Source organism: Leucobacter sp. wl10 (assembly GCF_003569785.1).
Taxonomy (GTDB): domain Bacteria; phylum Actinomycetota; class Actinomycetes; order Actinomycetales; family Microbacteriaceae; genus Leucobacter.
In genome coordinates this window covers 54276-66538 of sequence record NZ_KZ984003.1, presented here as the reverse complement: position 1 = coordinate 66538, position 12263 = coordinate 54276, and the positions used below count along the sequence as shown (strand labels likewise).

The 12263-nt window shown below is 69.5% G+C and carries 11 protein-coding genes; 2 read left to right on the top strand and 9 right to left on the bottom strand.

Annotated features, from left to right (window positions below; translation table 11 throughout):
* A partial coding sequence (locus D1J51_RS13905; protein ID WP_119076153.1) for an FAD-dependent oxidoreductase occupies positions 1-984 on the top strand: 984 nt, incomplete at its 5' end.
* A 345-nt stretch (positions 985-1329) separates the two neighbouring features.
* Here D1J51_RS13905 and D1J51_RS13900 read toward each other — a convergent pair.
* From D1J51_RS13900 to merA, 9 genes are all read right to left on the bottom strand, one after another.
* Positions 1330-3216 carry a heavy metal translocating P-type ATPase gene (locus tag D1J51_RS13900; RefSeq protein ID WP_100345895.1) on the bottom strand — a complete coding sequence of 629 codons (1887 nt, stop codon included), beginning with the start codon at positions 3214-3216 and terminating at the stop codon, positions 1330-1332.
* Between the two features lie 5 nt (positions 3217-3221).
* Positions 3222-3581 carry a Cd(II)/Pb(II)-sensing metalloregulatory transcriptional regulator CmtR gene (locus D1J51_RS13895; RefSeq protein ID WP_100345896.1) on the bottom strand — a complete coding sequence of 120 codons (360 nt, stop codon included), beginning with the start codon at positions 3579-3581 and terminating at the stop codon, positions 3222-3224.
* A 170-nt stretch (positions 3582-3751) separates the two neighbouring features.
* Positions 3752-5263, bottom strand: coding sequence for an ATP-binding protein (locus D1J51_RS13890; protein ID WP_119076151.1), 1512 nt, complete (start codon positions 5261-5263; stop codon positions 3752-3754).
* Positions 5260-6126 carry a hypothetical protein gene (locus D1J51_RS13885; protein ID WP_119076139.1) on the bottom strand — a complete coding sequence of 289 codons (867 nt, stop codon included), beginning with the start codon at positions 6124-6126 and terminating at the stop codon, positions 5260-5262. Before D1J51_RS13885 ends, D1J51_RS13890 begins: the two co-directional genes overlap by 4 nt.
* 102 nt (positions 6127-6228) lie before the next feature.
* A complete protein-coding gene (locus tag D1J51_RS13880; RefSeq protein WP_119076137.1) occupies positions 6229-7692 on the bottom strand; it encodes an SCO6880 family protein in 1464 nt (487 codons plus the stop codon).
* A gap of 7 nt (positions 7693-7699) precedes the next feature.
* A complete protein-coding gene (locus tag D1J51_RS13875; protein WP_119076135.1) occupies positions 7700-9184 on the bottom strand; it encodes a TrbL/VirB6 family protein in 1485 nt (494 codons plus the stop codon).
* A gap of 36 nt (positions 9185-9220) precedes the next feature.
* Positions 9221-9532, bottom strand: a complete 312-nt coding sequence (locus D1J51_RS13870; protein WP_019158359.1) for a DUF6112 family protein — start codon at positions 9530-9532, stop codon at positions 9221-9223.
* Positions 9533-9653: 121 nt separating this feature from the next.
* Positions 9654-9920, bottom strand: coding sequence for a DUF6112 family protein (locus tag D1J51_RS13865; protein WP_119076133.1), 267 nt, complete (start codon positions 9918-9920; stop codon positions 9654-9656).
* Positions 9921-10333: 413 nt separating this feature from the next.
* Positions 10334-11764, bottom strand: coding sequence for a mercury(II) reductase (merA, locus tag D1J51_RS13860; protein WP_119076149.1), 1431 nt, complete (start codon positions 11762-11764; stop codon positions 10334-10336).
* 93 nt (positions 11765-11857) lie between these two features.
* Between merA and D1J51_RS13855 the strand changes: the two genes are divergently transcribed.
* The gene (locus D1J51_RS13855) at positions 11858-12247 is read left to right on the top strand and encodes a heavy metal-responsive transcriptional regulator (RefSeq protein WP_119076130.1); all 390 of its coding nucleotides are present in this window, start codon (positions 11858-11860) and stop codon (positions 12245-12247) included.
* Positions 12248-12263: the final 16 nt, after the last annotated feature.

The window sequence follows — 12263 nt, the reverse complement described above, 5'->3', positions numbered from 1 at the left end:
GTCATCCACTCGATGGGCGACACCTTCGCCCTCGATCACGACCTCACCGCCCGGCAGCCGCAGTCGGCGATCATCGTCGGCGCCGGCTACGTCGGCCTGGAGATGGCCGAGGCGTTCATCGCCCGCGGCATGACCGTCGTCCAGCTCCAGCGCGGCCCCGAAGTGCTCTCCACCCTCGACCCCGAGCTCGGCGCCTTCGTCCACGAGGAACTCACGACCCACGGCGTCGAGGTGGTCACCGGCTCGACCGTGACCGGGATCGAGAAGACCCCAGCCGGGCTCACCGTCACGGGCACCCGCGACGGGCAGCCGTTCACGCAGACCGCGGACCTCGTGCTGGTCGTCGTCGGGGTGCGGCCGAACACCGAGCTGCTCGAGCAGGCCGGCGCGAGCCTCGGCGCGGGCCGCGGGGTCGTGGTCGACGAGCACATGCGCACCGGCCTCCCGCACGTCTGGGCCGCCGGGGACGGCATCATCACCCATCACCGCCTGCTCGGGGTGACCTACTTGCCGCTGGGCACGACGAGCCACAAGCAGGGCCGCATCGCCGGGGAGAACGCCCTCGGCGGTGACCGGGCCTTCGCCGGCTCGGTCGGCACCCAGGTCGTGAAGGTCTTCGACCTCATCGCTGCCCGCACCGGCCTGCGTGACCACGAGGCGATCGCCGCCGGGTACGCGCCCGCGACGGTGAGCTCTGCGGCGGACGACCACAAGCGCTACTACCCCGGCGCGCACCCGATCCACTTCCGCATCACCGGCGACACCGGCGACGGGAGACTGCTCGGCGCGCAACTCGTCGGCAGGCGCGGCACCGAGGTCGCCAAGCGCGTCGACACCTTCGCCACCGCCCTCTACGCCGGGCTGACTATCGAGCAGTTCGCCGACCTTGACCTCTCCTACACGCCGCCGCTGGGCTCACCGTGGGACGCGGTGCAGGTCGCCGCGCAAGCGTGGGAGAGCCAGCGCGCGAGGGTGCTGGTCTAGGAGCCGACGTTGAGCGCGGCGAGCTGGCGAGGAGCCGGTCGAGAAGGTTCCCGATCGCGCCGCCCCCGACGAGCATCCAGGTCGCGTTGGTGCCGAGGGACATGACGGTGCCGGGGTTGAACGCGAGTTGCAGGCCGAGCACGTTGCCCACCGGCGAGAAGCGCTCGTGCTCGCTGAGTTGCGCGATGGTCTTGGTGCCCTGATCGACCGGCGCGGCGGGCGCAGGCGAGCAGGAACCAGCGCGGCCGGACGCGGCCCGTCGCGGCGCGGCGCGGCGGGGAATCGTCGCCTCCGTGTCCGTCGCACTCGTTGCCGCTGGGGCGATCCCGCGGTCGAAAGGGCGACTCATGCCTTCCGCCGTCGGGCTGCCCGCAGACCGTTGAGGATGACCACGACTTCGGCGATCTCGTGGACGAGGACGACGGCGGCCAGGCCAAGCACTCCGAGGATCGCCAGTGGCAGCAAGGCGGCGATGATGAGGATGGAGAGCACCACGTTCTGGTTGATGATGCTGCGGCCGCGGCGTGCGTGGGCGAGGGCCTGCGGGATGAGGCGCAGGTCGTGGCCGGTGAACGCGACGTCGGCGGATTCGATCGCCGCGTCGGCTCCCTTGGCTCCCATCGCGATTCCCAGGTCGGCGGCGGCCAGCGCGGGGGCGTCGTTGATGCCATCGCCGATCATGGCGGTGGGCTGGGACTTCGACAGCGCGGCGACGGCGGTGGCCTTGTCCTCGGGGCGCAGCTCGGCGCGGACATCGGTGATGCCGGCTTGTGCGGCCAGGGCGGCGGCGGTGCGGGCGTTGTCGCCGGTGAGCATCGTCACTCCCACTCCTCGCTTGAGGAGCGTCGCGATCACCTCCGGGACTTCGGGGCGCAACTCGTCCCGGACCCCGACGGCGCCCACCGGCACGCCCTCGCGGTGGACAATGACGACGGTCATTCCCTCAGATTCCATCGCCTCGACCTCGCCGGCCAGCGTTCCGGCGTCGAGCCAGCGGGGGCTTCCCACGGCGAGCCGGGCACCGCCCAGCGTCCCGGTGATGCCGTGCCCTGCCGTCTCCGTGACCTCCTGCGCGGTCGGAGGTTGCCGGACGGCGTTGGTGATCGCGGCGGCCAGCGGGTGCGTGCTGTGCGCCTCCAGGCTCGCCGCCCATGCGAGCACCTCGTCCTCGGCCACGTCGGTGGTGACGACGCGGCTCACAGTGGGCTCGTTGCGGGTCAGCGTCCCGGTCTTGTCGACGGCCAAGTGCCGGATGCCGCCGAACCGCTCGAACGCGGCGCCGGACTTCACCACGACGCCGAACTTGGAAGCCGCCCCGATCGCGGAGACCACGGTCACGGGAACGGCGATCGCCAGCGCACACGGCGACGCCGCGACCAGCACAACCAGCGCGCGGGTGATCCACAGTTCGACATCGCCGGTCAGCAGCGACCCGAGCAGGGCCACGAGCACGGCGAGGATCATCACGCCCGGCACGAGGGGGCGAGCGATCCGGTCGGCCAGGCGGGCGCGGTCGCCCTTCTCGGCCTGGGCCTGCTCCACCAGCTCCACGATCGTGGTCAGGGAGTTGTCGGTGCCGTCCGCGGTGGCCTCGACCTCGAGCACGCCGGAGGTGTTGATCGACCCGGCCGATACCGCGTCGCCGGGCTCGACCTCGACCGGGATCGACTCGCCGGTGATCGCGGACGTGTCCAGGCTGCTGCGCCCGACCCGCACGATCCCGTCGGTGGCGATCCGCTCGCCAGGTCGAATCACCAGCAGGTCGCCGACGCGCAGCTCCTTCGCCTCGACCTCGGCCGTGGCGTCACCTCGCTTGACCAGCGCCGTCTCGGGCACCAGCTTCAGCAGCGCCCGCAGGCCCGCGCGGGCGCGGTCCATCGCCTTGTCCTCCAGCGCCTCCGCGATGGAGTACAGGAACGCCAGCGCCGCGGCCTCCTCGACATAGCCGAGAATCACCGCGCCCACCGCGCTGATCGTCATCAGCAGCCCGATGCCGAGCTTGCCCCGCGTGAACAGCTTCCGCAGCGCACCCGGCACGAACGTGGACGCGCCCAGCAGCAGGCCGATCCAGAACAGCACGAGGGCGGCGAGATCCGCGCCGGTCCACTCGCACACCAGCCCCGCGGCGAACGCGACACCGGAGCCGATCGGGATCAGGACGCTCGGACTCCGCCACCACGGCCGGTCGTCATCGTCGTCATCGTCGAGCTGCGCGACCTGGGAGCCAGTCATCGTGCTCACGCGATCGCTCCCGGCTCGCAGCAGCCGACGACCGAGCACGCCGGGTCGATGCACGGCGCGTTCTCGTCCACAGCCAGCGTGACCTCCACCAGCGCATCCAGCGCGGCGGCCAGGTGCGGGTCGGCGATCTCGTAACGCGTCTGGCGGCCCTCCGGCTCGGCCACCACGATCCCACAGTCCCGCAGACACGCCAGATGGTTCGACACGTTCGATCGGGTCAGTTCCAGACTCCGCGACAGCACCGCCGGATAGCTCGGCCCGTCCAGCAGTGTCATCAGAATCCGCGACCGGGTCGGGTCGGCCATCGCCCGGCCCAGCCGGTTCATCACATCCAACCGCGAAGCAATAGTCAGCATGAGATGACTATACAGCAGGCGCTGACGTATCTGAGCCCCACGCCGATCACGGTCTTGCACAGCCCGCCGATCCTGCCGTCCGCATCGACACAACCATCACCCCCCTACAAGCCACGGAACTCACGGCCCCAGATACCCTGAACCAGGCCCTCATGCCGTGAGTTCCTGCATCAACCGACTTCAGGAATCGTGAACTTACGGGGTTCCGAGGTGAGCCGCGAGCTGGTGTCGAACAGTGTCAGCTCGGCGGGATGGAGCTGGTGCTGGGTGACGAAGGCCCGGTCTTTGATCCGCCACAGCCCCTGCCCGACACCCAGGCCCGGGAGGAGCTTCTGCTCGGTGCCGGTCAGGCCAAGAGCCTGGGCGGTGGGGCCGAGCTGGTCGGATTCTTGCCGGTAGACGATCCGAGTCTCGGCGTTCGCGAGGAGGCTGTTGGCGAGGGATCGCATGGCGGAGCCGGCGTCGCCGACGTTGTCCAGGTCGGAGAGTTTGTGGAAGATCAGCATGTTCGCGATCCCGTAATGCCGCGCGAGACGCCAGTGCGCGTCCATCCGCTTCAACAAGGCGGGGTGGGACATCAGCCGCCACGCTTCGTCGTAGATCACCCACCGCTGCCCACCGTTCGGGTCCAGCAGCGCGGACTCCATCCACGCCGACGAGCACGTCATCAACACCGAGATCAATGTGCTGTTCTCGGTGACGCGGGACAGGTCGAGGCTGATCATCGGCAGGCTGGGGTCGAACCGGACCGTGCTGGGGCCGTCGAACAGGCCGGCGAGGTCACCGGCGACCAGGCGGCGCAGGGCATGGCCCACGAGCCGTCCGTCCTCGGCCAATCTGCCGTCGGCGGCCTCGTCCGGGGTGAGGATGCGGTCGACGACCATCGGCAGGATCGGCACGGTGTTTTCTGCGACGACTGCGGTGAGAGCGAGGTCGATCGCGGTGTGCTCCAACGGCGTCAACCCGCGGGCCAGGACGGTCTCGACCAGAGCGCCGATGAGGTCGCGGCGGCGGGAGGCGACCGTGATGGCCCACTCCCGGTCCGACAGTCCGGTGGGCCGGTGGCCTTCATCGAGGGGGTTGAGGCGTGTGTTCAGGCCGTGGCCGAGGACGATTGCCCGTCCGCCGACCGCGTTGGCGACGGCGGTGTGCTCGCCCTTCGGGTCGCCGGGGACGTAGACGCGCCGTCCGAACGGCAGCGACCGCGTGTAGAGCGATTTCGCCAGCGAGGACTTGCCGGAGCCCACGATGCCGGCGAGGACGACGTTGGGGGCGGTGATGATCCCGCGGGCGTAGAGGACCCAGGGGTCATAGACGAACGAGCCGCCGGAGTAGAGGTCTTGGCCGACGAACACGCCGTCGGCGCCGAGGCCGCCTTCGGCGACGAACGGGTACGCCCCCGCCAACGTCGCGGACGTGTCCTGATGGCGCGGGAGCCGGAACCTGCCGGGTGTGCGCAGCGCCGCCGGGCCGGGCTCACCGGCGGCAGGCAGGTACGTGGTCGCGCGTCGCTCAGTGCGTTCCGCATCGGCCTTCGCTCGCGCGGCAGCCTGCTCGGTACGGTGCTGCTCGGCCCGCAGCGCTGCGGCAGCCCGCCGGCGTCGCTTGCGCAGCCGGCGACGCTCAGCGGCCGGGGCCACCAGGACCGATGCGTGCAGCCGCTCGTTCTCTCGCGCGCTCACAGCGACAGCCCCCGCCCAGCCGACCGTGCGGAGCGGGCCGGCCCGGCGAACCAATCCCGGTCCACAACCGCCGGCCCCTGCTGCGCCCGCGCGGACGCCGGTGTCACCGAGGACCTTGGCGTGCTCGAATCGAGCGGGCCGACGCCGCTGATCGCTTCACGCGCGGGCACCACGCCGGTCTCATCCAGGCCCGGGTCGGACATCGCGGCAGGGTGTGCACGCAGGAGGCTGACGTGGCCCATGAACGGGTTGTACGTGAGGGTGTAGTCACCATCCGTGATCACCCGGTCGAGCTGCCCGGTGGGTGGTTCGTCGTAGACGTACCCGTTCTCCAGGGCCGCGTCGGTGGTCTCGTCCCCGTAGTCCCAGCCGCGCAGGTGCTCGACGGCCGCATCGGCGCCGTCCCGGTCGATCAGGTCGAGCACCTCGTCGGCCTCGGCGCCTTGGAGGAAGACGACGCTGATCCAGCGCCGCGGCGCGTCCGTGGACACTGCCTCCCCGTCGATCTCCTGGGCCGGGGCGTGCCAGGCGACGCGTCCCGAATGGGTCATTGCGGCATTGACGCGCTCCTCGACACCGTCCAGGAGTGTTCCGGCGTGGTGCAGGTCGTCTGCCGCGGCGAGGGCTTCGGCGGCACCGATCACGTGGTCACCGTCATCGTCGTGAGCGCGGTCGCGATGAGTGAGATGCGCGGAGCCGACCTGGTCGAGCACTTGGCGCAGCGATCGGACGCCCGAGAGGAGGTCACCGAGCACGCTGTAGGTGTCGGCGGGGTTGTCGAAGACGCGGCTGGCGTGCGCGAGCCCGCGCAGCGCGTCGGATGCTTCGGCAGCATCCTGGAGTGGGTCGTGATAGGTGGGCATGAGCGGCCTCCTGTGACAAGCGCGAAAGCCCCGGTCATCCGGGGTCGACTCTCAGGTGCACGCGCACCCCCACGGCGCGAGGGTCGGGGTGTACGCGGGGCGTCAGATGCGGCGGCACAGCGGCAGCGCCGCGGCGGTGAACGCAGCGGCCTGCTGTCCCACGAGCAGCCGGGTTTCACAGGAGGCTTGGATCGCGGCCTGCTCGATCGCGGCCACCCCGGCCTCCAGCTCTTCGACGGTGGGTGCGGAGACGCTGATGAGGCCGGTGAACCGCAGCACTCCGTGGCCGGCGGTCAGGTCGGCTTCCTGCTGGAGCACGTCGTGGTACTCGGCGGTCTGGGTGGCGTCTTCGATCTGCCCGATCTTCGCCCGCTGGGCTTGGTCGGAGATGTGCTCGACCTTCTTCTTGCGGATGTCGCGGGCGGCTTGGTCGGAGCGCATTGGGGTGCACAGCAGCGAGAACGAGCGTTGGATGCCGGTGGACAGCAGCACCGGGGACAGGAAGCCGGGGTAGACCATCGAGCGCGGCCACTCGCTGACCCACAGCACCGCGTGGTGGGCGGAGTCGGTGCGCAACCGGGCCCAGGACTCGTTGACGGCCACGGGACCGGCGGTGGCGAGGTGCTGGCCGAGTTCGCCGTGGCGCTCCAGGGTGGCGGCGATGGCCGGGTCGTACGCGCTGCGCAGGATCACCGCGATCTGTCCCGGGCTCAGCCACCCGGAGGGTTTCAGGTCGGCGGAGCGTAGGGCTGCGACCAGGGTGGACATCTCCTGGCGCAGGACGGCGGCGGCCCCGCGGATGCCGCCACCGGCGTTCCTGATCTGGCGGGCGGCGGTCTTCATATCCAGCGACAGGGACAAGGTGGTGGCGTGCCGTTCCCCGGCCGGCCCGGCACGCTCGATCAGTTCGGCGTAGGTGGTCGCGGCCCAGGTGTCGTCGGCGGTGCCGTGGGAGGCCCACCATTCGGCCAGTCCGGTGCCGGAGTCCGGCAGCGTCCGTTCCAGCACTTGCAGGGTGGCGATCCGCCCGGAGCGGCACACCGTGGCCAGCACGCGCCCCCAGGAGGTGACGCGGCGTTCCTGCTCACCCGGGTCCAGGAGCACGAACGCCGGATGGGTCACCTCGCAGACCACGGTGAGGGTCGCAGCGTGGGGGTCGTGGATCATCCCGGCGCCGGTGTCGGGGTCGGTGTACTCCCGCAGCCGGGCCATGTCCCCGGGCAGCGCGAGCGTGCCGACCGGCCGCGGTGCCACGATCCGGCGCCGGTACAGCAGCTGGCCCGCGGTGGAGCGCCACAGCCACCAGCACGCCACCGGCAGCCACTCCACGGCCGGACGCCCAGCGACGGGTACCCAGGTCAGGGCGGCGGCGAGCACCCAGACGGGTGCGGTGTAGGCCAGCAGGATGCCTCCGCCGGCATACAAGGCGCCGACGACGGCGAGGACGCCGGTGGCGAGGGTGATGAGCTGGGATAGGGACAGGCCGAGGAGGATGCCGCGGCGGGTGAGGCGGGAGAACTTGACCGGCACCAGCTGCGTGGTGGACTCCTTCTGCTTCGAGGTCATGGCCCCTTCAGTCCTTCCCGGTCGACTTCGGCGCCGGCGGCGGGGCCGGCTTCTGCGCACGCGGCTCCGGTTGTGCCGAGCCCGGACCCGCCGATGGTGTCTTCGGCTCGACCGGAGGCGGAGCCTTCGTGGCCGGTGGGGACGACGTCGGGGACGCCGCCGGAGGGGGCGTCGCGCCGGTCTGCCCGGCGCTGTCGGCGGCCGTCTCAGCCTGGTTGGCGAGGGCCGTGCCGGCCTTGGGGCCGGCGGTTGCGGCGTCCTTGGCGACCTTCGCCGCGATCACCGCTGCCGCGGCCGGTCCCGCCGCCGCAGCACCCGCACCGGCGCCAGCGCCCGCACTGGCACCGCCGCCTGCTCCTGCGCCGGCTCCAGCGGACCCACCGGCGGAGCTGGCGCCACCAGCGGCACCCGTCGCGCTTCCGGATGCCTGCGGTGTGGAGGTCTTGGCCCGGGGCGGCGCCTTCCCACCGCCCCCAGCGTTCCCCCTGCTGCCGCCGCCGCTTTCGTTACCGCTGTTGTTGGCGCCGTCGAGGACCTTCTTCGGGCCGTCACCGGCCGGTTTCGTCGGGGTGGGGACGGGCCGGTTGAGGGCCTGTTTGGCGTCTTGTTCGGAGCCGATCGCGTGGTACATGTCGAAGCCAATGAAGCTGATGAACTTGTAAGTCAGGTAGGGGGCGAACGCGGCCATCGCCATCAGCACGATCCCGGCGAGGGGGTCGCTGATCGAGGACAGGTCCGCGTCGATCGGTGCCGACACCTGGGTGATGGCGACGAGGAACATCACGACCAGGACGAGCTTGGAACAGATCAGCGCGATGACGAACATCGCCCACTTGCCGATCCACCCCCTGCTGGCGTCCCAGGAGGCGCCGGAGAACGCCAGAGGTGCGAACACGATCGCCACCAGCAACAGTGCCTTGCGCACGAGCAGCGAAAGCCACACGATCGCGGCCGCGGCGATCGCCAGGCCGGCGAGGAAGATAGTGATGATCGCCCCCACCCCGGGCGCGGCGATGTTGATCCCGACCAGGCCGGCGGCGAGGAGGGTGATCTTGTCGCCCATGGACTCGGTGGTTTCTCCGGCGGCCTGGATGATCCCGACACAGAGCTGGTCGACGATCTCCAGCAACAGCGCCGTCAGCGTGATCACCACGAACGAGCCGAGCACAGACTTCGCCAACGCGAGCGCGGCACGGGACAAGGCGGTCGGGTCACGGCGGACCAGGCCGGTGAGCAGCTGGAGGCAGAAGAAGATCAGCATCACGAACACGGCGATGCCGAACAGCAGGTTGTAGACCGCCACGTACTCCGGCCGGGTGACATCGACGAGGGTGGTGGTGTCGAACACGGACCACACGGCCTCGAACAGCCACCCGGCGGCGGCACCCATGGCTTGGGCGAGCCAGTCGAACGGAGCCGCCACCAAGCTCGCGGCGGCTTCGCCGGCGGTGTCGCACACGGTCGAGATGACGGGGATATCGCACACACCCACCGCAATCACTCCTTCAAGGGGTCGGTCAGCGGGTGGTCAGACCTGCTGGCCGACGTCCCAGAAGAAGTTGATCAACGTCACGCTGGCGCCGCAGATCACCGCGGCCCCGCAGCTGACGAGGACGCCGACCTTCCCGCGGCCGGCCAAGTGCGGGTTGGAGGAGTTGGCGCCGAATCCCCACACGATGGCGGAGATGATCAGCGCGAGGACGGACAGGATCAGGCCGATGGTCATCACCGCGCCGACGATGGTGCGCAGTTGGGCGATGCCGGGCAGGCCGTCATCGTTGGGGGTGATGTCGACATCCATCGGCAGAAGCGCCGGCAGAGCGGTGATGAGATCGAACACGGTGAGTCTCCTGACGAGCGAACCCGCCCTTTCCGGGCGGGGAACACGGATGGGTTCGCAGATCAGGTGCGCGACAATCCCCAGGGCGGTCCGCGGCGGCCGTTTCGAGCGTGTGCAGGGATCAGAGTTGCTGGCCGAGTTCGATGAGCCAGTTCATCCACGCCACGCCGGCACCGGCCAGGACCGCGGTGCCGAGGGCGACCAGGACACCGGTGCGGCCCTTGCCGGCTGCGCTGTAGTTGCCGTTCGCGGCAGCGACGGCCCAGATGATGGCGGAGACGATGAGCATCAGGACGGCGGTGATGAGCACGAACGTCAGCAGCGCTCCGATCACCGCACGCAGGTCGCCGATCCCGCCGATTCCGTCGAAGTTGGGGAAGACGTCCATGCCGTTCAGCTCCCCACCGGCAGGGTCGGATGATGGAAGTGCCCGAATACGGAGTTAATAAGTGGCAGCTGCATGTCACTCAGGTACGTCGGGCCGCCCGCGATCACCGGGACGGTCGGCAGCAGCAGGAGGGACAAGGCAGTTATTCGTCGGTAGAACGCTGGTGTCCTGGGCGGGGGACTTAGCGTGGTGATCACGGCGACCAAGGACAGCGGTGAGCCCGGCGGTGAAGACTGACGGATGCCGCATAACGCCAACGAAACCGGTCAGCACTCCAGCAGCAAAGAGGGTTGGCCCGGGCGTCAGCAGGCGATCACCACGATTGCGGCTTCGCCCGTCTCCAGAAAGGTCAGCACGGTACGGGACTGGTGGTGCGCCGCTTGTTCACCACATCGGGTCCGCCGGTGAAGGCGTCATACCGCGCAGCAGGAGAGTTTGGAGACGTCGGTGGTGAATGATTGGGCAGCGATCCTGATGCCTTCGGCCATCGTCAGATACGGGGCCCAGCTTCGGGAGACCTGTTCGAGTGTCATCCCGCCTTCGAGGATGTAGACACCGGCCGCGGCGAGTTCACCGGCGTCCTTGGCGACCGCAGTGAGTCCGAGGATGTGACCGGTGTCGGCGTCGACGACGATCTTGATCAAGCCGCGGGTGTCCCGGTTGACCAGCGCGCGGGGCACGTATTTCAGGGGCAGGACCCGGCAGTCGCAGCGGATCCCCGAAGCGAGGACGTCTGCTTCGGTCATGCCCACCGCGGCTAGAGCGGGACTAGTGAACGTCACTCGTGGCAGGCGGGCGTAGTCGACAGTGCGGTCGGTGCTGGTGAACGCATTGTCGACGATCATCGCCCCGTGTTGCGCAGCGACATAGACGAACTCGTGGTGCCCGGTCACGTCCCCGGCAGCCCAGACCCGCCGGTTCGTCGACTGGAGCTGGTCGCTGACCACGACTTCTCCGGCCTGGCCGGTGTTGACCCCGACGGCGTCGAGGTTGAGTCCCTCGGTGACCGGGCGACGGCCGGTGGCCACCAGCACACGGTCGGCTCGGAACTCCTGCTCGATGCCGGAGACGTTCGCCGTCGCGACAACCTGGCTGCTGGCCGGGTCGTGGAGCACGGAGGTGACCTCGGCGGGTCGAACAACGTGGATGCCTTCGTCGGCGAACACGTCCTCTAGGGCACGGGAGGCTTCGGGTTCCTCTCTTGATGCCAGCCGGGAGCGGACCACCATGGTCACCCGGGCGCCGAGTCGGGCGAACAACTGTGCTTGTTCCATCGCCACGTAGCCGCCCCCGAGCACGAGCAGAGAGTCGGGGACCTCGGTGAGTTCCATCGCGGTGGTCGAGGTCAGATAGTCCACGGTGGCCAGGCCGGGGATTGGTGCCGCCCAGGGGGCTGATCCCGTCGCGATCAGGTAGTGATCGGCCCTGATCGCCTCAGCCTTGCCGTCACCGGTGACGGTGTGCAGCAACGGGCCGTCCGGGGTCCCGGCGAACGACGCGTCGGCGTGCAGGACCCGCCACCCATAAGCGTCGGCCACGTCCTCGTACTTCTCACCGCGCAATGACTCCACCAGTGACTGAGTGGCACCGACCAGGCCCGGCATGTCCACGGGGCCGGCCGCCGCCGCGATCCCCGGAAACCGCGCGGCATCGGAAGCTGTATGCCGCGCTTCTGCGGCTGCGAGCAGGCTCTTGGAGGGAATGCAACCGGTATTCACGCAGGTGCCCCCGAATGTTGACCGCTCGATCATCACCACCGACTTGCCTAGCCCGGTGGCCCGGATCGCTGCGGCGAAGGCCCCGCCGCCTGATCCGATAATCGCCAGATCGACCTTCGAGCCCATGATGTGTTCCTCCCAGACGTCGGTTCTCGCTCCGACCATCATTCTCAACCTTCCACTACACTGGAAGGTCAAGCGAGGGCGGAGGAGGACGTCATGCGTATCGGGGAGCTGGCCCAAGTGGCGGGGACGACCGCCAAGACGCTGCGGTTCTACGAAGACCAGGGACTTCTACTACCTGCCGCGCGAACCGCATCGGGCTACCGCCATTATGGCCCGGAGATTCTGGCCCGGCTCGACTTCATCCATCGCGGCCAGGCAGCAGGACTGACTCTTGCGCAAATCAGACAGATCCTCCAGATCCGCGACAGCGGGACGGCCCCGTGTGACCACGTTCGGGAACTGCTGGATATACGCCTGGCCGAAGTCGATGAGCAGATTGCCGAACTCGGCCGGCTGCGTGAGACCATCGGTCAGCTACGGACGGCGGCTGAGCACGTTCAGCCCGAGACGTGTCAGGCTGGCGCGGTCTGCGCCTACCTTTAACGATCCCGGAACCCAT

What these genes read in the sequence shown, in the direction of transcription:
- D1J51_RS13900 (WP_100345895.1), bottom strand. Translation starts at nt 3,216, where the DNA reads ATGACTGGCTCCCAGGTCGCGCAGCTCGACGATGACGACGATGACGAC.
- D1J51_RS13895 (WP_100345896.1), bottom strand. Translation starts at nt 3,581, where the DNA reads ATGCTGACTATTGCTTCGCGGTTGGATGTGATGAACCGGCTGGGCCGG.
- D1J51_RS13885 (WP_119076139.1), bottom strand. Translation starts at nt 6,126, where the DNA reads ATGCCCACCTATCACGACCCACTCCAGGATGCTGCCGAAGCATCCGAC.
- D1J51_RS13880 (WP_119076137.1), bottom strand. Translation starts at nt 7,692, where the DNA reads ATGACCTCGAAGCAGAAGGAGTCCACCACGCAGCTGGTGCCGGTCAAG.
- D1J51_RS13865 (WP_119076133.1), bottom strand. Translation starts at nt 9,920, where the DNA reads ATGGACGTCTTCCCCAACTTCGACGGAATCGGCGGGATCGGCGACCTG.
- merA (WP_119076149.1), bottom strand. Translation starts at nt 11,764, where the DNA reads ATGGGCTCGAAGGTCGATCTGGCGATTATCGGATCAGGCGGCGGGGCC.
- D1J51_RS13855 (WP_119076130.1), top strand. Translation starts at nt 11,858, where the DNA reads ATGCGTATCGGGGAGCTGGCCCAAGTGGCGGGGACGACCGCCAAGACG.